18 protein-coding genes are annotated in these 21,143 nt (G+C 65.9%); 8 read left to right on the top strand and 10 right to left on the bottom strand.

Annotation, left to right across the window (positions count from 1 at the left end; translation table 11 throughout):
• Positions 1–68: 68 nt before the first annotated feature.
• Positions 69–662: a Maf-like protein gene (locus ACFSQR_RS17650; protein ID WP_377731333.1), complete on the top strand. Its 594-nt coding sequence runs from the start codon at positions 69–71 to the stop codon at positions 660–662.
• 9 nt (positions 663–671) lie between these two features.
• Positions 672–1,409, top strand: coding sequence for an SAM-dependent methyltransferase (locus tag ACFSQR_RS17645; RefSeq protein ID WP_377731332.1), 738 nt, complete (start codon positions 672–674; stop codon positions 1,407–1,409).
• A gap of 177 nt (positions 1,410–1,586) precedes the next feature.
• Here ACFSQR_RS17645 and ACFSQR_RS17640 read toward each other — a convergent pair whose 3' ends face one another.
• From ACFSQR_RS17640 to aceA, 3 genes are all read right to left on the bottom strand, one after another.
• Positions 1,587–2,846: an EAL and HDOD domain-containing protein gene (locus tag ACFSQR_RS17640; protein WP_377731331.1), complete on the bottom strand. Its 1,260-nt coding sequence runs from the start codon at positions 2,844–2,846 to the stop codon at positions 1,587–1,589.
• Positions 2,847–2,929: 83 nt separating this feature from the next.
• A complete protein-coding gene (rlmJ, locus tag ACFSQR_RS17635; protein ID WP_377731330.1) occupies positions 2,930–4,120 on the bottom strand; it encodes a 23S rRNA (adenine(2030)-N(6))-methyltransferase RlmJ in 1,191 nt (396 codons plus the stop codon).
• A gap of 163 nt (positions 4,121–4,283) precedes the next feature.
• Positions 4,284–5,579, bottom strand: coding sequence for an isocitrate lyase (gene aceA, locus ACFSQR_RS17630; RefSeq protein WP_377731329.1), 1,296 nt, complete (start codon positions 5,577–5,579; stop codon positions 4,284–4,286).
• Between the two features lie 394 nt (positions 5,580–5,973).
• On the opposite strand from aceA, the gene ACFSQR_RS17625 reads away from it, so the two are divergent.
• From ACFSQR_RS17625 to ACFSQR_RS17615, 3 genes are all read left to right on the top strand, one after another.
• Entirely contained in the window at positions 5,974–6,552 is a 579-nt protein-coding gene (locus ACFSQR_RS17625; protein WP_377731328.1) for a PEP-CTERM sorting domain-containing protein, read from the top strand.
• Between the two features lie 318 nt (positions 6,553–6,870).
• Positions 6,871–7,446: a PEP-CTERM sorting domain-containing protein gene (locus ACFSQR_RS17620; RefSeq protein WP_377731327.1), complete on the top strand. Its 576-nt coding sequence runs from the start codon at positions 6,871–6,873 to the stop codon at positions 7,444–7,446.
• An 876-nt stretch (positions 7,447–8,322) separates the two neighbouring features.
• The gene (locus ACFSQR_RS17615; RefSeq protein ID WP_377731326.1) at positions 8,323–8,898 is read left to right on the top strand and encodes a PEP-CTERM sorting domain-containing protein; all 576 of its coding nucleotides are present in this window, start codon (positions 8,323–8,325) and stop codon (positions 8,896–8,898) included.
• Here the strand turns inward: ACFSQR_RS17615 and rraA are convergent, their stop codons facing one another.
• The 6 genes from rraA to ACFSQR_RS17585 form a co-directional block, all read right to left on the bottom strand.
• Positions 8,899–9,393, bottom strand: a complete 495-nt coding sequence (rraA, locus tag ACFSQR_RS17610; RefSeq protein ID WP_377731325.1) for a ribonuclease E activity regulator RraA — start codon at positions 9,391–9,393, stop codon at positions 8,899–8,901.
• 134 nt (positions 9,394–9,527) lie between these two features.
• Positions 9,528–12,140 carry an ATP-dependent chaperone ClpB gene (clpB, locus tag ACFSQR_RS17605; protein ID WP_377731324.1) on the bottom strand — a complete coding sequence of 871 codons (2,613 nt, stop codon included), beginning with the start codon at positions 12,138–12,140 and terminating at the stop codon, positions 9,528–9,530.
• Between the two features lie 215 nt (positions 12,141–12,355).
• Positions 12,356–12,766: a fluoride efflux transporter CrcB gene (gene crcB / locus ACFSQR_RS17600; protein ID WP_377731322.1), complete on the bottom strand. Its 411-nt coding sequence runs from the start codon at positions 12,764–12,766 to the stop codon at positions 12,356–12,358.
• Positions 12,766–13,248 (bottom strand): molybdenum cofactor biosynthesis protein MoaE, encoded by a 483-nt coding sequence (locus ACFSQR_RS17595; RefSeq protein WP_377731321.1) that lies wholly within the window; start codon positions 13,246–13,248, stop codon positions 12,766–12,768. The genes crcB and ACFSQR_RS17595 overlap by 1 nt, the downstream gene beginning before the upstream one ends.
• Positions 13,245–15,716: a DUF349 domain-containing protein gene (locus ACFSQR_RS17590; RefSeq protein ID WP_377731319.1), complete on the bottom strand. Its 2,472-nt coding sequence runs from the start codon at positions 15,714–15,716 to the stop codon at positions 13,245–13,247. Before ACFSQR_RS17590 ends, ACFSQR_RS17595 begins: the two co-directional genes overlap by 4 nt.
• A 65-nt stretch (positions 15,717–15,781) precedes the next feature.
• On the bottom strand, positions 15,782–16,384 hold the full coding sequence (locus ACFSQR_RS17585) for a hypothetical protein (protein ID WP_377731317.1): 603 nt from the start codon (positions 16,382–16,384) through the stop codon (positions 15,782–15,784).
• A gap of 174 nt (positions 16,385–16,558) precedes the next feature.
• Here ACFSQR_RS17585 and ACFSQR_RS17580 point away from each other — a divergent pair, with 174 nt between their 5' ends.
• The 3 genes from ACFSQR_RS17580 to ACFSQR_RS17570 are packed head-to-tail and all read left to right on the top strand — an operon-like array spanning position 16,559 to position 19,615.
• The gene (locus tag ACFSQR_RS17580) at positions 16,559–17,530 is read left to right on the top strand and encodes an HlyD family secretion protein (protein WP_377731316.1); all 972 of its coding nucleotides are present in this window, start codon (positions 16,559–16,561) and stop codon (positions 17,528–17,530) included.
• Entirely contained in the window at positions 17,527–18,477 is a 951-nt protein-coding gene (locus ACFSQR_RS17575; protein ID WP_377731315.1) for an ABC transporter ATP-binding protein, read from the top strand. Before ACFSQR_RS17580 ends, ACFSQR_RS17575 begins: the two co-directional genes overlap by 4 nt.
• Position 18,478: 1 nt before the next feature.
• Positions 18,479–19,615, top strand: a complete 1,137-nt coding sequence (locus ACFSQR_RS17570; RefSeq protein ID WP_377731313.1) for an ABC transporter permease — start codon at positions 18,479–18,481, stop codon at positions 19,613–19,615.
• Positions 19,616–19,844: 229 nt separating this feature from the next.
• On the opposite strand, the gene ACFSQR_RS17565 is transcribed toward ACFSQR_RS17570, so the two are convergent.
• On the bottom strand, positions 19,845–21,050 hold the full coding sequence (locus tag ACFSQR_RS17565) for a winged helix-turn-helix domain-containing protein (protein ID WP_377731312.1): 1,206 nt from the start codon (positions 21,048–21,050) through the stop codon (positions 19,845–19,847).
• Positions 21,051–21,143: the final 93 nt, after the last annotated feature.

Here is a 21,143-nt window from a genome sequence, read left to right as displayed (position 1 = left end):
TGTGAAGTCAAAGACTTAGCCGATATTTTAGAGTGTTTTTGCCGCGCCTGTTGCATTCGAACCGCCCCATGACAAACCCGCCACGCCTGATCCTCGCGTCCAGCTCCGCCTACCGGCGTGAACTGCTCTCGCGCCTGCAGTTGCCGTTCGACGCCATGGCGCCCGACATCGACGAGACGCCGCTGGCCGGCGAAGCGCCGGAGGCGACCGCGCTGCGCCTGTCGCTGGCCAAGGCGCAGGCCGTGGCGGCACTCGCGCCGGGCAGCCTGGTGATCGGGTCGGACCAGGTGGCGACGCTCGACGGGCAGCAGATTGGCAAGCCAGGCAACCACGAGAACGCGCTCGACCAGCTGCGCCTGATGCGCGGGCGGCGCGTGGTGTTCCATTCGGCGCTGTGCCTGTACGACGGGCGCCATTCTACCTACCAGCTGGAAAACGTGCAGACCTTCGTGACCTTCCGCGACCTGCCGGACGCGGAGCTGGACGCCTACCTGCGCATCGAGCAGCCCTACGACTGCGCGGGCAGCGCCAAGAACGAAGGGCTGGGGATTGCGATCCTGGAGCGCGTGGACAGCGTCGATCCCACCGCGCTGACCGGATTGCCCCTCATCGCACTGACCTCCATGCTGCGCCGCGCCGGCGTGGCATTTTTCAAAGAATAAGCACACCACATGAGCGGCACCCTTTTCCTGATTCCCAATACGCTCGGGCCGACCGAGATCCTCGCCAGCGTGATTCCTCCGCAGGTGCTGGAGATGACCGCGCGGCTCGACTACTTCGTCGCGGAGAACGCCAAGACGGCGCGCGCCTTCCTCAAGCAGGTGGCGCTGACGCATCCGCTGGCCAGGCCCCTGCAGCAGATCGAAATCGTGGAGCTGAACGTGAACACGCCGGCGCAGGCGCTGGCCGGCATGCTGGCGCCGCTGGAAGCGGGACGCGACGCAGGGCTGCTCTCGGAAGCGGGCGTGCCCGCGGTGGCCGATCCGGGCGCGGACCTGGTGCGGCTCGCGCACCAGCGCGGCGTGACCGTGCGGCCGCTGGTGGGGCCGTCGTCGCTGCTGCTGGCGGTCATGGCGAGCGGACTGAATGGCCAGAGCTTTGCGTTTAACGGCTACCTGCCGACCGATGCCACGCTGCGCACCAAGCGCATCCGCGAGCTCGAGCTGCGCTCCAGGCAGGAGAAGCAGACCCAGCTCCTGATCGAGACGCCGTACCGCAACGCCGCCATGCTGGAAGCGCTGGTGGCGGCATGCCAGCCGCAGACGCTGGTGTGCGTCGCCACCGACCTCTCGCTCGCCAGCGAATCCGTGCGCACCCAGCCGGCCGCCGCCTGGAAGAAGGAGCTCGCAGCCGGCAAGGCGCCCGACTTCCACAAGAAGCCCACCGTCTTCCTCTTCCTCGCCGCTTAGGTACCGGGGACTGTCCCTCGCAGGCGACTTCCCCCTGAAAATGGCGGAATCGGTCATGTTATGGCCGATTCCGCCACGTCGAGCGCGCGAGTCGGGCGGGATGGAATGGGGTGCGGGCTAAAAATCAGGGGGCGGTACCGCCCGCTCAGCGGCCGAAGGGACAGTCCCCGGCGGCGGCTAGGCGGCGAGCGCGAGCTCGTCACTCCAGGTGATGGCTTCGATTTCGATTTCGGTCAGGTCGGCCGGGGTCAGGCCCACCTTGCGCAGGAGCTGGCCAAATTCATCGGTGCGGAAATGGTCGATCTCGATGGTTTCGACGATGCGCAGCATGGTGCCGAGGTCGCCCTTGCGCTCGAGCAGCGCGTCGCGCACTTCGTCCGGCAGGTCGAGGTTGCCCAGCACTTCGGCAATCGACATCGAGAACATGGCATCCATCAGCGAGAGGATGCCGACCGTGAAGGCGGAAGCGATCGCAGCCTGGTCCTTCGGCCGCAGCCGCTCCATCATCAATTCCATGCGCTTGCCGCGCGCGGCCGCCGTCAACAACAGCGGCGAATGCAGGTCGACCGGCGCGCCCGGCTTGGAGTACAGCAGGATCTGCAGCCAGCGCCCCAGCTGGCGCGGGCCGAGCGTCTCGAGCGCCTGCGACAGCGATTCGATCTTGCCCCGGTGCTCCACCATCGGCGAATTCAGCAGCCGCAGCAGGTTGGCGCGGATCTGCGGCTCTTCGCCGGCCGAGGATTCGATTTCCTGCTTGTCCGCGTTCGATCCGATCAGTTCGATCAGGTGCAGCAGCGCCAGTTCGGACGGCGCGATCTTTTGCCCCGTCAGCACGGACGGCCGGGCGAAGTAGTAGCCCTGGAAGTAGTCAAAGCCGAGCCTCATGCACAGTTCGGCCTCTTCCGGCGTTTCCACTTTCTCGGCAAGGAGCTTCTGCCCTTCCCCGCGCAGCGACTTGACCAGCTGCGGCAGGCGTTCGCGGCCGGTCGCCTTGATGTCGACCTTGATCACATCGACCAGGCTCTTCAGCTGTCGCACGTCGCCCGCGTCGCACACCACGTCGTCGAGCGCGAAGCGGAAGCCGTTCTTCTTCAGTTCGACCACGCGATCGATCAGGCGCGGCGTGGCCTTGACCGTCTCCAGTATCTCGAGGATGACCTTGTCGGGCGGCAGGAAGCGGATGAAGTCGCTCATCAGGACAATTTCGTCCACGTTGAGGAACGCCAGCCGCCCGCCCAGCACATGCTGCATGCCGAGCTGCGAGGCGTGCGAAATCACCGCCGCCGTCGCCGCGGCCTGGTCGGTCACGTCGACGGCAGGCTCGTCCGCATGGCGAAACAGGAGCTCGTACGCGAACAGGTGCTGGTCGCGCCCCAGGATGGGCTGGCGCGCAAGGTAAAAGTGATCGGTGACACGCACGCTTGCGGTGTCAGCCAAGGCTAGTTCAGGGGGCATAGGTTCAGGCGTCTGCGTTTACGCCCTGACTATACTACAAAAAAGACATTGTTAATTTTCTTGCATCACTTGCGTGCTCGGCCTGCGCGCGGGGCCGGCGTGCCCTCTTTTGCTGCGCCGGCTGCCGCTGCGGGACGGGGCCGCTGGCTGCGCGCCGGGGCGCCGCCGGGACGGCCGGAACCGGCTTCGGCCGGACGTGCCGGCGCGCGGCCAGGACGGCCGGCAACGGTGTCGGCGCCGCGCGCGCGCGGTGCCGGCGCCGAGTCGGGCGCCTGGCCAGGGACGCGCAGGCTGCCCTTGCCGATCGGGTTGTTGCGGGGAGTGCGGACGGTCCCGTCAGGCATGATGCGGGCGCCGGCAGCGCCCGTGACCTGGGTGCCTTTTTCGATGACGAAGGTCGCGCCGGCATCGGTGCCGAGTACCTGCACCAGGTACGGCATCGTTTCGCGCAGGGTCGCCTCCAGCGTGTACGGCGGGTTCAGCACGAACATGCCGCTGCTGTGCAGGCCCACCCCGTCGGGGCCGGGCGTGCGCGTAGTCAGGGTCACGTTCAGCCATTCCTTGGCCGGCAGGCGCTTGAGCTTGTCGGCGAACTGGCGCGACTCCATGCGTTGCAGCAGCGGGTACCAGACGGCGTACACGCCTTGCGGGAAGCGGCCCAGCGCCAGCTCGAGCGCGTCCTTCACGTAGCGGTAGTCGTTCTTGTCTTCGTATGGCGGGTCGATCAGCACCAGGGCGCGGCGCGACGGCGGCGGCAGCAGCGGCTTAAGCGCCGCAAAGCCGTCGGAACGTTCGATCATCACGCGCTTGCCGCGCTGCGGCGGACGGATGCCCTGCTCGGCGGCGTGCGCCTGCAGCTTGCCGAAATTATCGGCAAGCAGGCGCACGTCGGCCGGGTGCATTTCGAACAGGCGCAGGCGGTCCTGGTCGCGGGCGACCTTGTCCGCGCAGAATGGGGAACCGGGGTAGTAGCGCATCTTGCCCGACGGGTTCATCGACTTGATCAGGTCGACGTATTCCTTGAGCGCCGGGGGCAGGTCCTTGCGGTCCCACAGCTTGCCGATGCCGGTGTCGTATTCGGCGGTCTTGGCCGCGAACTTGTCGTCCAGCGCGTAGACGCCGGCGCCGCTGTGCGTGTCGATGTAGGTGTAGGCGGCGTCCTTCTGATTCAGGTACTCGAGAAGCTGGATCAGCACGAAGTGCTTGAGGACGTCGGCGTGGTTACCAGCGTGGAAAGCGTGGCGGTAGCTGAACATGGGGTGGCCTATAAGTGCGAATAGCCGCCATTATAGGTTACGGGGGGCTGCCCCCAACGGCGACCGTCCCGAGCTTTTTGCGGGAGCAGCCTGATCGCACGCTGAAATGCAGGGGACGGTACTGCCCGCTCAGCGGCTTGCAGGTACAGTCCCCCTCCCCCGCTTACGCGACTTTTTTGTCGAAGAACTGCTCGTCTTCGGTGGAGCCGTGCAGCGCGGTCGTCGAGCTCTGGCCCTGCTGGATCGCCTGGGTCACGGAGTCGAAGTAGCCGGTGCCCACTTCGCGCTGGTGCTTGACCGCGGTGAAGCCTTTCTCGGCGGCGGCGAATTCGGCTTCCTGCAGCTCGACGAAGGCGGACATCTGGCGGCGCGCATAGCCATGCGCCAGGTTGAACATGCCGTAGTTGAGCGCGTGGAAGCCTGCGAGGGTAATGAACTGGAACTTGTAGCCCATGGCGCCCAGCTCCTTCTGGAAGCGGGCGATGGTGGCATCGTCCAGGTTCTTCTTCCAGTTGAACGACGGCGAGCAGTTATAAGCCAGCATTTTGCCGGGGAATTTGGCGTGCACCGCCTCGGCGAACGCCTTGGCGAAAGCGAGGTCGGGCTTGCCGGTCTCGCACCACACCAGGTCCGCATAGGGCGCATAGGCCAGCGCGCGCGAGATCGCCTGCTCCAGGCCCGGCTTGACGCGGTAGAAGCCTTCCACGGTGCGCTCGCCGGTTGCGAAGGCCTTGTCGTTCTCGTCCACATCGGAGGTGAGCAGGTCGGCCGCTTCGGCATCGGTGCGGGCGATCACCAGGGTCGGCGTGCCCATCACGTCGGCGGCCAGGCGCGCTGCGGTGAGCTTCTCGACCGCTTCGCGCGTGGGCACCAGCACCTTGCCGCCCATGTGGCCGCACTTCTTGACCGACGCGAGCTGGTCTTCGAAGTGCACGCCGGCGGCGCCCGCCTCGATCATCGCCTTCATCAGCTCGAAGGCGTTGAGGACGCCGCCAAAGCCCGCTTCCGCATCCGCCACGATTGGCGCGAAGTAATCGATGTCGTCCTTGCCTTCCGCCCACTGGATCTGGTCGGCGCGCTGGAAGGTGTTGTTGATACGGCGGACCACCAGCGGAACCGAGTTGGCCGGATACAGGGACTGGTCCGGATACATTTCGCCCGCGACGTTGGCGTCGCCGGCGACCTGCCAGCCGGACAGGTAGATGGCTTTCAGCCCTGCCTTCACCTGCTGCATGGCCTGGTTACCCGTGAGCGCGCCCAGCGCGTTGACAAAGGGTTCGTTGTTCAGCAGGTCCCACAGTTTTTCCGCGCCACGCTTCGCCAGCGTGTGCTCGATCTGGAGCGAGCCTCGCAGACGGACCACGTCCTCTGCCGAGTAATTGCGCACGACGCCTTTCCATCGCGGATTGTTTTCCCACTCCTGCTGCAGGGCTGCTACTTGCTGTTCACGGGTTGCCATGGTGCCTCTCCTGGTTGATCAAGTGATGTGAATTCCGTTAGCAAAATCATAGAACGAATTGTGCGCGGCACCATTGGTCTTATATAAGACACATGAGCAAAATATTATCCTTTAAAATCAACAGATTACCTTAATCATGCCATGATGTGAAATGATATATCTCAAAATGGAAGAGCGCGTCTGATTGCGCGAAGCCAAGATTTTGTAATGTGAGATATCAGTTCCGGATGGTGAAAGCGACCCTCCCTGGGCGCGAGGCTTGCGGCCGCGCAACCGTTTGTCAGGCTCGGCTATTGAGCCAAGCCCAAACATTGTTCCGGCGCGACTTTTCGTCCTCCGGCCGGTGCTACATTGGATGAGCAGTCTTATCAATCCATTAATACGGAGATCAGCCATGACTTCAAGCATCAAAAGGGCTTTAACGATGTGTGCCATTGCCGCCGCCAGCCTCGGCGCGTCATCCCTGGCACATGCGCAGTTGACCTATCAGGGAGTCACGTTCACTCCTTCGTTCTCGGGCAACGTGCTGACCATCGAGATCGATGCCGCGAATCCGACCGGCGACTGGTCGGATGCCACCGGGATCATCGCGCTGCAGGTCAAGGAAGTGGGAACGTGGACCAGCGTGACGTTCAGCGGGCCCGGGGCAGCATCGGGCTGGACCGTCCTCCCGAATGAACTCAACGCCAACGGATGCGATGGCGGTTCGTCCGGCATACAGCGCGCATGTGCCATCGGCGCCGAGGTCCCCCTCACCGACAACATGATCTTTACTTACACCTTTACGGGAGGCACCCAGGACTTCAGCAATCCGCACATTAAACTCATCTTCGTCGACGCCGAAGGGGAAAAGACCGGCAGCCTGCTGTCGATGAACGTGCCGGCGATCCCTGAGCCGAGCACCTACGCCATGCTGCTGGGCGGCCTGGGCCTCTTGGCAGGCGCACGCAGGTTCGCATCGAAGGCAGCCTGATAATGCGCCACGCCGGTTTCCCGTTACCGCATTCGTTAGTGGACGATGGGAAACGGGAAGCCGGATCGATAACTCAGCATTATCTCGGCAGGTATTGTTGAGATAATGTGGCGCTTGCATATATTCAACAACTCAGCAATACCTGCGATTGTTTCCTCATCTCGCGGTCGAATGAATTTTTATGGAACACTCGAGTCCGATAAAAATTTTAAGCGAGTCCTCATTTTCACGTAAATACAACATCTTCTCCGATATCGCGGTGCTAAATTTACTGCGCAGTCTGTCATTAAATTTATTACAAGGATTGGAGATCAAAACATGACTACAAATATGAATAGGGCAATCAAATGCGCAGTTGCAGCTGCCACCTTCGGTATTTCGGCGGCAGCAAGCGCCCAGCTCACCTACCAGGGCGTGACCTTCACCCCTTCATATTCAGGCAATGTCCTGACCATCGAGATTGATGCGGCAAATCCCACCGGCGACTGGGCGGATGCCACCGGCATGATCGCCCTGCAAGTCAAGGATATCGGAACCTGGACGAGTGTCTCGTTCAGCGGACCCGGTGCCGCGGCCGACTGGGACGTCGTCCCTAACGAACTGAACGCGAACGGCTGCGAAGGCGGAGACTCCGGCAACATGCGGGCTTGCGCAAGCGGAGACGTGGTCGCGCTCACGGACGACATGCTGTTTACCTATACCTTCACGGGAGGGACCCAGGACTTCAGCTATCCACAGCTCAAGGTGATCTTCGTGGATGCCCAGGGCGAAAAAACCGGCAGCCTGCTGTCGATGAACGTCCCGGCGATTCCTGAACCGAGCACCTACGCCATGTTGCTGGGCGGACTGGGTGTCCTTGCGCTGGCACGCCGGCACGCAAAGAAGACCAGCTGATCCCGAGGCCTGATCCACGTCCCGTGCCGCGCTGCCACAGCGCGGGATGAGGACAGGATGGGGAAACGAGGACAACGATGATTACAAGTTTCGATAGGGCAATCTCAACGTGCGCACAAGCAGCGGTCCGCCTGGTACCTCGCAGGTGGCCGGCGCACAGACCAAGGTTCCGGGCGTGGGGGGACACGCAGTCTTGTTCAGGCAAACTCCTGGGTCCGGAACTTCATGCGGCCAACTCGTCGGGAGACGGGTGAGCCGCAGACTATGCGGGCGCGCCACGATGCAGGCAGATCGCCATCGCCTCCGGCGCGCCTTCCGTTCGAAAGCGACATGGCGCTTTCATTTACTCAAACTGGGGGGACCCAGGAGTTCAGCACACCACATAACGGGGTGCATCGGGAGAGCGGGGATCGAAGGCAGCGCAGGCAGCCCGGGATTCCTGTCGGTACCGGAGCTTCATCAAGCACCTATGACATGCTACTGGACGGTCGTGGTCGCACGGCCACCGCCGGACCAGAACGTGAGGAAATCCTGACGCCGCGTCAGCCCAAGTGACCTTTTCCCCGAGCCAGGCTCCCGCAGACAACCGCGGCTCGGGGCTTCAGCCTTTGGCCACAATATTAATAATGAGCATTTAATTGCTCATCTTTATTCTTTTATTTTCCGAACCCCAATAAATCAATTTCCAAAACATAATAAATTACCGTTCGTTATCAATTAAATTTCCATACCGAATGTTTCTAAAATTATATTTTTAGTTTTTCGGTAATATTTGCATAAACGCGACATTTTTTCGATATTCCAGTGATAAATTTACTCAGCAGTTCCGGGTTAATTTCAATTACACAAGGAATGGAGAATAAAATGACTAACAGCATGAAAAGGGCTCTTTCGATCTGCGCACTCGCCGTGGCTTCCCTGGGCGCATCGTCCGCTGCAAATGCACAGGTGACTTTCCAGGGCGTGACCTTTACGCCATCCTGGTCGGGCAATGTACTGACGCTGGAGATCGATGCTGCGAACCCGACGGGAGACTGGTCGACCGCAGAGGCGTTAGGAGCTCTGCACATCAAGTCGATCGGCAGCTGGGATAGCGTCGTCATGTCCGGCCCCGGTTCGGCTGGCTCGTGGACCATCGTGAATAACGAATTGAACGCGAACGGATGCGTCGGCGGTGGCGGCGGCGGCAATCAAAGTGCCTGCGCATCGGGAAGCCTGATCCCGTTGACCGACGACATGGTGTTCCAGTTCACCTTTACCGGCGGCTCGCAGGATTTCAGCATGCCACACATCAAGGTGCAGATGTTCGAGATGGATGGCGAACGCAAGGTCGGCAGCCTGATGTCGCTCGACATTCCTGCCATTCCTGAGCCAAGCACCTACGCGATGCTGCTGGGCGGCCTGGGCCTGCTCGCCGTGGCACGCCGCAACGCAAAGAAAAACGCTGCCTGATCAGGCAATCTTGTGACGGGCGATCACTGTCCCGTCGCGGTCCGCATACAGCCAGTCACCGGGCTGTATGTGGAGGCCGGCGACGCACACGCGCGCGTTGCGCTCCCCTTCCCCCTTCTTTGAACTGCGCAGCGGGTGCGTCCCCAGCGCCAGCACGCCAACCTCGCGGGCGCCGATCTCCTCGCTGTCGCGCACGCAGCCGTACACCAGCACACCGGACCAGCCGTTATCCTGCGCCAGCGTGGCCAGGTTGCCGCCCACCAGCGCGCAGCGCATGCTGCCGCCGCCATCGACCACCAGCACGCTGCCATGGCCGGGCGCTTCCAGCGCCGAGCGCACGATGGCGTTGTCCTCGAAGACCTTGAGCGTCACGACGCGCCCGCAAAAGCGCGTACGTTTGCCGTAGTGGCGGAACACGGGTGGGAGGATGGCGAGCTCGCCGCTGGCCAGGAAGTGGGGGTGGTTGTCACAGAGATCGGCTGTGGCGAAGGGCATGGCGGGCTCCGGTGGGGGTTGCGGGACCGCCCCCGGAAGGACGGCCCCCTGGCGCTGCCGGGATGAGTGGGCAGCGTGACTGCTTCAGGCAAACAGCGGCGGACTGAACCCTCCGGGGACGGTCCGCTTTCCGCTTAAGCCTCGGCCGATGCCGGCTGCGCCGACTTGTCGAAGGCGATTTCGTTGCCGCGCACGTGTATGTGGATCGTGTCGCCCGGGCCGAAGCGGCCTTCGAGGATAGCGCGCGACAACGGGTTCTCGATCTGCTGCTGGATCGCGCGCTTGAGCGGCCGCGCGCCGTAGACAGGATCGTAGCCCGCTTCCGCGATCTTCTGCAGCGCCTCGTCGGAGATATCGAGCGCCATGTCCATGCGCGCCAGGCGCTCCTCCAGGTGGCGGATCTGGATCTTGGCGATCGCGCCGATGTTCCGCTCGTCCAGGCCGTGGAACACCACGATTTCGTCGATCCGGTTGATGAACTCGGGCCGGAAGTGTCCGCGCACCTCGGCCATCACGGCCAGCTTGACCACTGCCGGGTCGTCCGAATCCATCGACTGGATCTTGTGCGAACCGAGGTTGGAGGTCATCACGATCACCGTGTTCTTGAAGTCCACCGTGCGCCCCTGCCCGTCCGTCATGCGGCCGTCGTCGAGCACCTGCAGCAGCACGTTGAACACGTCCGGGTGCGCTTTTTCGATCTCGTCGAGCAGGATCACGCTGTACGGCTTGCGGCGCACCGCTTCGGTCAGGTAGCCGCCCTCGTCGTAGCCGACGTAGCCCGGCGGCGCGCCGATGAGGCGCGCGACGGAATGCTTCTCCATGAATTCGCTCATGTCGATGCGGATCAGCGACTCCTCGGTATCGAACAGGAATCCGGCCAGCGCCTTGCATAGCTCGGTCTTGCCCACGCCCGTCGGGCCCAGGAACATGAACGAGCCGTACGGCCGGTTCGGATCGGCCAGGCCGGCACGCGAGCGGCGGATCGCGTCGGACACGGCGACGATCGCCTCGTCCTGGCCGACCACCCGCTCGTGCAGCTTTTCCTCGATGTGCAGCAGCTTGTCGCGCTCGCCCTGCAGCATGCGCGAGACCGGGATGCCGGTCGCGCGCGACACCACTTCGGCGATTTCCTCCGAGCCGACCTGGGTGCGCAGCAGGTGCGGCCTGGCCGTTTCCTCTTCGCTTTCCGCATGGTGCTCGGCGGTCTTGAGCTGCGTCTCCAGCTCCGGCAGGCGGCCGTACTGGAGCTCGGAGACCTTCTGCCAGTTGGCCTGGCGCTTGGCTTCCTCGATCTCGAAGCGGATGCGCTCGATCTCTTCCTTGATGTGCGTGGTGCCCTGCACCTGCGCTTTCTCGGCCTTGAGGATCTCCTCGTAGTCGTTGTATTCGCGTTCGAGCTTGGCGATCTCCTCCTCGATCAGCTCGAGGCGCTTGCGCGACGCCTCGTCCTTCTCCTTGCGCACGGCCTCGCGCTCGATCTTGAGCTGGATAATGCGGCGCTCGAGCTTGTCCATGACTTCCGGCTTGGAATCGATCTCGATCTTGATCTTCGAGGCTGCCTCGTCGATCAGGTCGATCGCCTTGTCGGGCAGGAAGCGGTCGGTGATGTAGCGGTGCGACAGCTCGGCCGCGGCGATGATCGCGGCGTCGGTGATTTCCACCTTGTGGTGCAGCTCGTACTTGTCCTGCAGGCCGCGCAGGATCGCGATGGTCGCCTCCACCGAAGGCTCCTCCACCATGATCTTCTGGAAGCGGCGCTCGAGCGCAGCGTCCTTTTCGATGTATTTGCGGTACTCGTCGAGCGTGGTCGCGCCGATGCAGTGCAGCTCGCCGCGCGCCAGCGCCGGCTTGAGCATGTTCCCTGCGTCCATCGCGCCTTCGGCCTTGCCGGCGCCGACCATGGTGTGGATTTCGTCGATGAACACGATCGTCATGCCTTCGTCCAGCGCCAGTTCCTTCAGCACCGACTTGAGGCGCTCCTCGAACTCGCCGCGATACTTGGCGCCGGCCAGCAGGCCGGCCATGTCGAGCGACAGCACGCGCTTGCCCTTGAGCGAATCGGGCACCTCGCCATTAACAATGCGCTGGGCCAGGCCTTCCACGATCGCCGTCTTGCCCACGCCCGGCTCGCCGATCAGCACCGGGTTGTTCTTGGTGCGGCGCTGCAGGACCTGGATCGCGCGGCGGATCTCGTCGTCGCGGCCGATCACCGGGTCCAGCTTGCCCATGCGGGCGCGCTCGGTCAGGTCGAGCGTGTACTTCTTGAGGGCTTCGCGCTGGCCTTCCGCCTCGGGCGATGTGACCGGTTCGCCGCCGCGCACCGCGGTGATGGCCGCTTCGATCGACTTGCGCGACAGCCCGCTCTCGCGCGCCAGCCGGCCCGCCTCGGACTTGTCCTCGGTGAGCGCCAGCAGGATCATCTCGGTCGACACGAACTGGTCGCCGCGCTTTTGCGACTCGCGGTCCGCGAGGTTCAGCAGCGACATCAGGTCGCGGCTGACCTGGGTCTCGCCGCCGGTGCCGCCGACCTTGGGCAGCTTGTCCAGCGCGGTACGCAGCCCGTTGGCCAGGGCGCCTGCATTCACCCCGGCGCGCTGCAGCAGCGAACGCGCCGCGCCATCGTCCTGGTTCAGCATCGCCGTCAGCAGGTGCACCGGCTCGATGTACTGGTTTTCGTTTCCAACTGCCAGGCTCTGCGCGTCGGACAGCGCTTCCTGGAGCTTGGTCGTGAGTTTGTCTTGACGCATGGTGATGCCCCCTGGGATTTTAACTTGCCCTCTAGATATGGCTCCCGCCCGCGTTTTCAAGCCGGGAGACAGCAATTGTGCGCCCAACGATCACGCCATAGCGCCAGCTTGCCGCGTTGGGCCGCGGGCAATCTCATGAGGTCAGCCAATGCTGCTGGCGGGGCCGCCGGGCGTCCCGGGCTGTGCGTCCCGGGCTGTGCGGCGCGGCGCCGGGCTTAGCCCGACAAGGCGCGCCAGGTCGCGAATCCCGCCGCACATGCTGCCAGCGAGCCGAACAGGTGCAGGCCGACGTGCGCCAGCGCCCAGCCGTACTGGCCGCGCCCGAGCAGGAGCACCGATTCGCCGGAGAACGAGGAGAACGTGGTCAGCCCGCCCAGGAAGCCGGTGATGACCGCCAGGCGCCATGCCGGCGGCAACGCAGGGTGGTGGGCAAAGAATGCCAGCGCCAGCCCGGCCAGGTAACTGCCGGCCACGTTTGCCACCAGCGTGCCGGCCGGGATGTGCAAGTGCAGGCGCGCCAGCCACAGCGACAGGCCCCAGCGCAGCCAGGCGCCGATGGCAGCGCCCGCGCCTACCGCCAGCCAGTTGATGGCGCCCGCCGCACCCGCGCCCTGCCCTGCCGCCATCAGCCTGGCCTCCCGCCTGCCGCGCCGGTGGCGTCCCACTTGGCCAGCGCCGCATCGTCCGACACCCGGGCATCGACCCAGCGCGCGCCGGACGGAGTCTGTTCCTTTTTCCAGAATGGCGCTTCGGTCTTGAGATAGTCGATGATGAATTCGCAGGCGTCGAATGCTTCGCCGCGGTGGGCCGAGGCACATGCGACCAGTACGATCTGCTCGCACGGGCGCAGCGGCCCGACGCGGTGGATCACGAGCGCGGCGTACAGCGGCCAGCGTTCGCTGGCGCGCGCCGCGATGCTCTCGAGCGCCTGTTCGGTCATGCCAGGGTAGTGTTCCAGCTCCATCTCGCTCACGCTGGCGCCGTCGTTCATGTCGCGCACCGTGCCGATGAAGGTGACGATCGCGCCCACGCGCGGATTGCCTTCGCGCAGGCGCGCCAGTTCGGTGCCGGCGTCGAAGTCGGCTGCCTGCACCCGCACGTCGATCATTTGTGGTCCTTTACGATGCGTGGATACAGGTGTTCGATGCGCGCGGCGGTGCGCGCGTCGGACAGCGCGGGGAGCGCCAGCAGCGAGTGGAAGGACGCGCTGCCCGCGCCCGGCTTCTGCCCTGACTTCAGCGAGCTTTGCAGCACTTCTACCTGCAGGCGCAGGCGGTCGCGCGCGAACTCCGCGCCGCTGTCGATGCCCGCGCTGATTTCCAGCTTGAGCAGGTCGCGCAGCAGCGCGTCGCGGTTCGCCTGCAACTGGCGCGCGTAGGCTTCGCGGTCCGCGTCGAGCGCGCGGATGGCGGCGTCGAAGCGCGCGCCGAGGAGTCGTTCCAGGTCCTGGCGCAGCGGCGCCAGCGCAGCCCAGCGTTCCGTTAAACGGGCGGCATCGGCAGTACCGGCAACCAGCTGTTCTTCCAGCTCCTGCACCAGGCGCAGCTTGTCGCGCAGTGCGCCGGCCTGCGCAAGGGTGGCGGCGTGGCGCGCCACGTCCATCTTGTGCTGGAGCGCCGAGACGGCCGCGTGGTAGCGTTTTTCCAGGCGCTGCTCGACCGCGCGCGGCGCCGGGCCGGCCGCGTGCCAGTCGGCGGCGGCTTCGCGCAGCAGGCGGGCCGCGCCGTCGGCGTCGCTGGCCTGCTCCAGCCGTTCGCAGATCGCTTCTTTCGCGTGCTGGTGCGCGCGCCGTTCGACGTCGGCGGCATGGGCGCTTTCCTTGCGGCGTGCGAACACCTCGTCGCACGCGCCGCGGAATTTCTGCCACAGCGCCTGCTCCATCTTGCGTTCGAGCGGCAGCGCCCGTGCGGCCTGCTGCCACTGCTCCTGCGCCTGCTTCATCTTATCGAGCGCGTGGCGGTCCTGCGGGTTCAGTGCGCGCACCTGCTCGATCAGGCGTTCGCGCTGTTCGCGTTCCTGCTCGCGCCGTTCGGCCAGCGGCGCCGACAGCTGCTGCATCGCGCGCGAGAACTCCGCGTCCAGTCGCTTCTTGTCCTTGCGGTCGATCGGACCGAGATGGGACCACGCCAGTTCCAGCCGGTGCACCGTCGATGCGAGGTGCTTCCAGTCCGGCGCCTGCCCCTGCGCGAACGCTTCCGCTTCGCGCACCGCTTCGTCCAACAGCGCCTGGCCCTTGGCCGCGCTGGCGTGGCGCTCGTCCGCCAGGTGCTTGAAGTGGGCGGCGGCAGGCGCGTAGGCCGCGCTGCAGGCCGCATCGAAACGCTCCCACAGGCTGCGCGGCGCGGCGCCGGACACCGCATCCAGCTTCTTCCAGCTTTCGCGCAGGCCGCCGACCTTCTGGGCCAGCTCGCCCATTGGCAGTTTCTGCTGCTGCAGTTCTTCCGCGCTGCGCACCAGCTGCTCGCGCGAGACGTTGCCGCCCCAGCGCGCCCAGTCCGACAGGCGTTTCAGTTCCGAGCGCGCGTGCGCCAGCCGCTCGGCCTGCGCCGCGCTCAGCTTGATGCCGCGGGTTTCCTTCATTGCCTTATCGAGGTCGCTCGCGACATGCAGTGCGCCCGATGCCAGCGCCGCATCGAGCGCATCCATCTTGTCGAGGAACGCGCGGTCGGGCGGCGGCAGCGCGGGCTTGGCGGGCTTGTGCTTGCGGGCTTCCTGAGCGGGACCAGGCTGCGCGGCGGCTTCGGGCTGTGCCGGCTCCACAGGAGCGGCGGACAAATCGTGCGCCGCTTCGGCGCCGGCGGGTGCTGCGGGCGCCTCGGCAGGCGCCGCGGCCGTGGCGGCCGCCTGCGCTGGCGCGGCCGGAGCCGGAGTCGGTGCCGGCGCCGTGCGCGCCTGCTGGATCGCCGCCTGCGCTTCCGCCTGCAGCTGGCGTGGCAGCGCGGCCGACTCGCCGTCCGACAGCGCGGCATCGAGCGCATCGGCCGCTTGCGCCAGCTGGTCCGGGGCGGCGCGTTCCGCGGCCAGCTTGCGCAGCGCGGCCAGCTTGTCGATCACGCTGCGCTGCTGCGCCACTTGCGCCTCCAGGCGCCGGCCCAGCGTCGCGCGCACTTCGTCGAACTGCGGCGCAAGCGGTGGCGCGGAGATGACCGACCAGCGCCGGTCGAGTTCCGCGACCTGGTTGGGCGTGAGATTGTCGGCGCCGGCCAGCTGGCGCGCCAGCGTCAGGCATTCTTCGCCGCGCTGCATCTCGGCCTGGTGATGGCGGATCGTATCGAGCCGGAAGTGCATCAGCTTGGCCACCCGGCGGTCGCTGTTGCGGATCGCGTTATACACGCGCTCGAGGTGTTCGGGAGAGTAGACGCGCTCGGCAGCGGCCAGGCGCAGTTCGGAATAATCGCAGCGCAGGATGAAGTCGGCGATCGCGGCCTCGTCCGACCCCAGCGCGGCCAGCTCCGCAGCCATGGCGCCGCGCGCGGCATCGCCGGGCGACGCCATCGCGGGCTTCACGGCGGGATCCGGAACGGGCACAGGTGCACCTGCATTTTCGCCCGGGCGCTTGAACAGGAATTCGAACATGACGCGCTATCAATCATTCAAAGACACCATCATAGCAAGAATCGCACCGGTTCAATTCGACGCGCCTAGCTTGCCATGCCGCGCACCAGGTTGTTGTCGACGCGCATTGGAGGCGGGACTGGGGTGATGCTGCCGCGCGGACGCGTGCGCAGCGTGGCGCGGGGCTTGACCGACCTGGATTCGGCGGCGATCAGCTGGTGCGCGATATCGAACCAGGTTTCGACAGGGAGCGCCGTGCGCGCGACCGGGAACAGCTCGCGCTCCTCGCGTTCGAGGCGGGTCAACAGGGAGGAACAGAACTTGTCGGCCGTGTCGCAGAAGCTGGCGACGGCCGACTTGCCTTCGATGGCGCCGTCGCGGGCGCGGGCGAACAGCCAGTTCATGGCCTGGGCGGCAGTGCGGCGCAGCTGGTCGAGCTCGGCCAGCAGCCGGTCGGCCACATGGGTCAGCTTGCGTACCGCGGGAATCAGGACCAGCTCCACCTTGCGGTGGTCGAAGGCGTCATACAGGCGCTGCATGGCCAGGCAGGCGAAATCGACCTGGCCGCTGGAAAGGGAAGGTTCAGGAGCGAACGTGGAACGGATCAGGGTGTGGAACGCATTCAGGCTGGCGCGCACACTGGCGTGCTCAACCGACATCGCAACAAGTGAATAAGTAGCTGTAAGCATGCATTCTCCTGGGCAACAAACTAAGAGTCATAAGTAGTCCAGTGTAGAGTTCCCCATTCCCTGCACGTTTGATTTTCCTCAAATTCGTCCATATCGATGAACCGGATCGGGGAACCTTCCCCGGGGCCCGATTGTGCTAGGGTGAAGGCACATCGTCTCCCTTTCGCCACAGCGATGAAGGCACCGTTTGCCTGCCTCGCCCCGCTGCTGAGCGCCCTTGCGCTGGCCGGGTGCCGCGGCCCCCCGCCCGACTTCTTCCCCGGCTATGCGGAAGCCGATTACGTGCGCCTGTCCAGCCCGATCGGGGGCGTGCTGGCGCGCAGCCACGTCGAGCGCGGCGCGCTGGTCGCCGCGGGGGCGCCCCTGTTCGTGCTGGAACAGGACAACGAACGGGCTGCCAGGCTGGAAGCCGAAGCCCGGGTCGCGCGGGCGCGCGCCGTACTGGCCAACCTGGAAAAAGGAAGCCGCGCCGAAGAACTGGCCGTGCTCGACGCGCAGCTTGCGCAGGCCGAGAGCGCGCTGCGCCTGTCCGAGGCGGACCTGGCGCGCCAGTCCGCCCTCGTGGCGCGCCGGTTCATTTCCGCCGCCCAGTTGGACCAGGCGCGCAGCGCCGCCGCGCGCGACCGCGAACGCGTGCGCGAAATGCGCGCCCGCCGCAAGGTCGCCCGGCTCGGCGCCCGCAGCGACGAACTGGCTGCGGCGCGCCAGGAAGTGCAGGCAGCGCTGGCCCAGCTGCGCCAGTCCGAATGGCGGCTCGCCCAAAAGAGCGTGGCCTCCCCGCTCGCAGCGCGCGTGGCCGACGTGCTATACCGCGAGGGCGAGATGGTCGAACCGGGCGCCCCCGTAGTCAGCCTGCTCGCGCCGCAATACATGCGCGCGCGCTTCTTCGTCCCCCAGAGCGCGCTGGGCAGCCTGCGCATCGGCCAGCGCGTGCGGCTGCGCTGCGACGGCTGCCCGCGCGAAGTCCCAGCCGCCATCACTTATATAGCGGCGGAGGCCGAATACACGGCGCCGCTGATCTACAGCCAGGAAAACCGCAGCACCCTGGTCTTCATGGTCGAAGGGCGGCCGCTGTCGGCAGCGGACGCCGCCCTGCTGCATCCTGGGCAGCCGCTCGAAGTACGCGTCGCGGACGGCGCGCGATGAGCGCGCCGGTCGCCATCGACGTGCGGGGCCTGACCAAACGCTACGGCGCGCGCACGGTCGTGCGCTCGGTCGACCTGCAGGTCGCGCGCGGCGCCATCTACGGCTTCCTCGGCCCGAACGGGAGCGGCAAGACCACCACCATCCGCATGCTGTGCGGCCTGCTCACGCCGGACGAAGGCGAAGGGCACTGCCTCGGCTTCGACCTGCGCACGCAGGCGCGCCGGATCAAGCGGGAAGTCGGCTACATGCCGCAGCGCTTCGGCCTGTACGACGACCTCAGCATCGAAGAGAACCTCGACTTTGTCGCTGCCGTGTACCAGGTGCCCGGGCGACGCGACCGGGTCGACCGCGCACTCGCCCAGCTGGGACTGGCCCAGCGCCGTGGCCAGCTTGCCGGGACACTCTCGGGTGGCTGGAAGCAGCGGCTCGCGCTGGCCGCCTGCCTCCTGCACGACCCGCAGCTGCTGCTGCTGGACGAACCCACCGCCGGCGTCGACCCGTCCGCGCGGCGCATGTTCTGGGACCACCTGCACATCCTGGCTGCCCACGGCATGACGGTCCTTGTCTCGACTCACTACATGGACGAAGCGGAGCGCTGCCACGCCCTCGCCTTCATCTCGCAGGGCCGGCTGCTCGCGCGTGGCACGGCGGCTGAACTGGTGTCGCACGCGGGCCTGTCCGTGCGCGAAGCGGGCGGCTCGCCGCTGGCGCTGGCGGCGCTGGCCGAGGCCATCGGCAGCGCGCCCGGCCTGCGCGGCGTGGCGGCGTTTGGCGCGAACCTGCGCATCCTGGCGCAATCGGATGCCGAGCTCGATGCCGCGCTGGCCCCGGTGCAGGGCCTGATCGCGCGCGAAGGCATCCGCATCGCGCGCGCCGAGCCGGGCCTGGAAGACGCCTTCATCGCCCTGACCGACGACGGCGGGGGCGCGCCGCAGGACGGGAGCTGACATGCGCGCACGGGAATCCTGGGGACGCTTTGCCGCGATCCTGGTGAAGGAATTCCGCCAGGTGCGGCGCGACCGGCTCACATTCGCGATGATGATCGCCATCCCCATCATCCAGCTGGTGCTGTTCGGGTACGCGATCAACACCGACCCGCGCCGCCTGCCGCTCGCCGTCGTCGCCGCCGACCACAGCCCCTTCTCGCGCAGCCTGGTCGCGGGCATGGAGAACTCGCGCTACTTCAGCGTGACGCACCGGCCGGCCAGCGAGGGCGAAGGCGACCGGCTGCTGGACGAAGGGCGCGTCCAGTTCATGCTCGTGATCCCGGCGGACTTCAGCCGCCGGCTGGTGCGCGGAGAGCGGCCCTCCTTGCTGCTCGCCGCCGACGCGACCGATCCCTCCGCGGCCGGCAACGCCCTGGCCGCGGTGGCCGGCATCGCGCGCCAGGCGCTCGAGCGCAACGCCACCGGCACGCTGGCGCGGCTGCGCAGCGGCCCGCCCGCGTTCGACGTGCGGGTCCAGCGCCGCTACAACCCCGAGGGCCTGTCGCGCTACAACATCGTCCCCGGCCTGCTCGGCGTCATCCTGACCATGACCATGGTGATGATGACATCGCTGGCCGTCACCCGCGAATACGAACGCGGCACCATGGAGAACCTGCTTGCGACGCCGGTGCGGCCGATCGAAGTCATGGTGGGCAAGATCGTCCCGTACATCCTGATCGGCTACGTCCAGGTCAGCGTCATCCTGGTTGCCGCCCACTTCCTGTTTGCCGTACCGATGGTGGGCAGCTTCCTGCTGCTATCGCTCGTCCTGAGCGTCTTCATCGCCACCAACCTCGCGGTCGGCTTCATGTTCTCCACCGTCGCGCGCAACCAGATGCAGGCCATGCAGCTCACCTACTTCTACTTCCTGCCCTCGGTCCTCCTGTCCGGCTTCATGTTCCCGTTCCGCGGCATGCCCGGCTGGGCGCAATCGATCGGCGAACTACTCCCGCTGACCCACTTCCTGCGCGCCGTGCGCGGCATCCTCCTGAAGGGAAACACCCTGGTGCACATCGTCCCGCACCTCTGGCCCCTGCTCCTGTTCCTGCTCGTCGCTGGCGCCGTCGCCCTCAAGCGCTACCGCCAGACCCTGGACTAGCCCCCGATAAGAAAATGCCGACGCCCCGCTCCAACTTCCCACGGGGTCTGGCACCACTTCCCCTTGGGGTCAGGCACCGGTTTCGGAATGGACGGACAGCGCGTTCGGACTTTTCCTCATCATTTCACCGGGGTAGGACGATGCCGACACGAACCTTCAGCATATTGCTGCTAGCGCTTTTCCTAAGGTGGGTATCGGAATATTCGTCAAAAGGTGCCTGACCCCGGGCTCAGGGCAGTGCGGTGCGGAGGGGCGCGGCGAAGGGGTCGGTTGCGGTGATGTCGACGGCGGGACAGCCGTGCCAGGTGGCGAGCCGGCGCACTGCACCGCCGATGTCGTTCGCGAAGGCGTCGCTGATACGGACGCCAGGCTCCAGGACGACAGATTTGAGTTCGAAGCGTCCGTCGCGCCGGTGGGCCTTGGCGTCGATGCGGCCGACAAGGGCGCCGCGACGCAGGACTGGCAGTGTGAAATAGCCGTACTTGCGCTTGGCGGCCGGCGTGTAGCACTCGAGCCGGTAATCGAAGCCGAACAGCTCCTGTGCGCGCCGGCGGTCCCAGACAATCGGGTCGAATGGCGACAGGATGCTGGTCAGGGTCGGGGCGAGCCGGCCGTCGATTGCGTCTTGCAGCAGGCCGGCGTGGTCCGGGTGGACGTAGACGGGGTCGTCCCAGCCCGCGACGCGCGCGCGCAGCAGTGCGCCCGTTGCGACCAGCGCTTCGGGATTCACGCGCGGCGGCCTGGTGCGGTAGTAGTCGGGAATCCACGACGCCTTGCACACGCCCAGCGCTTTCACGGTCTGAAGTGCAAAGCGCCGCATGACTTCTTCCATCGGCAGGTCGGTTTCGTGCCGGCGCGGATGCACTCGGTCCGCCAGGTCGTACACGCGATGGAAGTTGTGGCGCCGCGCGATCATCAATTCCCCTGCGGTAAACAGGACTTCGAGCGAACGCTTCTCCGGCTTCCACTCCCACCATCCGCCCGCCTTGCCGTCGGTGCGCGCGAAATCGGAGGATCGCACCGGGCCGTTGGCGCGGATGTGGTCGAGCAGCGCACCGACTTCGGCGCTGCGCTCGCGCATCCAGGTGGCGGAGTACTTCCACCCCATCGCCTCCGGATCGCGCATGCGATGCCGGAACAGCGGGTAGTCTTCGATCGGGATAAAGCACGCCTCGTGCGCCCAGTACTCGAACAGGCTGCCGCCAGCCAGCAGCTGGTCGAGCCACTCCGTGTCATACGCGCCGAGCCGGCTCCACAACACGAGGTAGGGACTGCGCGCGACCACACTGATGGTGTCGATCTGCAGGACTCCCATGCGGCGGATGGCGTCCAGGACGTCGTCCCGGGTGGCGCTCTTGCGGCGCGGGTTGAGCATGCCTTGCGCGGCGAGGTGCAGCGCGCGCGCGGCAGCGGGCGTGAGTGTCGGTTCGGTCATCCCGCTATTGTAATTATGAAAAGCAGTGTGCGTGCGATGCCGACGGCGTCAATTCGCGACGGGGCGGCTCTGCTATAGTACCGCCTCACCGCA

The sequence above is a fragment of the Pseudoduganella sp. GCM10020061 genome (assembly GCF_042683405.1).
Lineage (GTDB): Bacteria > Pseudomonadota > Gammaproteobacteria > Burkholderiales > Burkholderiaceae_D > Telluria.
Note: the sequence above shows the minus strand (reverse complement) of the source record. Positions and strands in the feature narration are given on the sequence as shown.

Coding starts and splice junctions, on each gene's coding strand:
- ACFSQR_RS17650 (WP_377731333.1), top strand. CDS start 69: ATGACAAACCCGCCACGCCTGATCCTCGCGTCCAGCTCCGCCTACCGG.
- ACFSQR_RS17625 (WP_377731328.1), top strand. CDS start 5,974: ATGACTTCAAGCATCAAAAGGGCTTTAACGATGTGTGCCATTGCCGCC.
- ACFSQR_RS17645 (WP_377731332.1), top strand. CDS start 672: ATGAGCGGCACCCTTTTCCTGATTCCCAATACGCTCGGGCCGACCGAG.
- ACFSQR_RS17620 (WP_377731327.1), top strand. CDS start 6,871: ATGACTACAAATATGAATAGGGCAATCAAATGCGCAGTTGCAGCTGCC.
- clpB (WP_377731324.1), bottom strand. CDS start 12,140: ATGCGTCAAGACAAACTCACGACCAAGCTCCAGGAAGCGCTGTCCGAC.
- aceA (WP_377731329.1), bottom strand. CDS start 5,579: ATGGCAACCCGTGAACAGCAAGTAGCAGCCCTGCAGCAGGAGTGGGAA.
- ACFSQR_RS17595 (WP_377731321.1), bottom strand. CDS start 13,248: ATGATCGACGTGCGGGTGCAGGCAGCCGACTTCGACGCCGGCACCGAA.
- ACFSQR_RS17580 (WP_377731316.1), top strand. CDS start 16,559: ATGAAGGCACCGTTTGCCTGCCTCGCCCCGCTGCTGAGCGCCCTTGCG.
- ACFSQR_RS17575 (WP_377731315.1), top strand. CDS start 17,527: ATGAGCGCGCCGGTCGCCATCGACGTGCGGGGCCTGACCAAACGCTAC.
- rraA (WP_377731325.1), bottom strand. CDS start 9,393: ATGCCCTTCGCCACAGCCGATCTCTGTGACAACCACCCCCACTTCCTG.
- ACFSQR_RS17570 (WP_377731313.1), top strand. CDS start 18,479: ATGCGCGCACGGGAATCCTGGGGACGCTTTGCCGCGATCCTGGTGAAG.
- rlmJ (WP_377731330.1), bottom strand. CDS start 4,120: ATGTTCAGCTACCGCCACGCTTTCCACGCTGGTAACCACGCCGACGTC.
- ACFSQR_RS17585 (WP_377731317.1), bottom strand. CDS start 16,384: ATGCTTACAGCTACTTATTCACTTGTTGCGATGTCGGTTGAGCACGCC.
- ACFSQR_RS17615 (WP_377731326.1), top strand. CDS start 8,323: ATGAAAAGGGCTCTTTCGATCTGCGCACTCGCCGTGGCTTCCCTGGGC.
- ACFSQR_RS17590 (WP_377731319.1), bottom strand. CDS start 15,716: ATGTTCGAATTCCTGTTCAAGCGCCCGGGCGAAAATGCAGGTGCACCT.
- crcB (WP_377731322.1), bottom strand. CDS start 12,766: ATGGCGGCAGGGCAGGGCGCGGGTGCGGCGGGCGCCATCAACTGGCTG.
- ACFSQR_RS17565 (WP_377731312.1), bottom strand. CDS start 21,050: ATGACCGAACCGACACTCACGCCCGCTGCCGCGCGCGCGCTGCACCTC.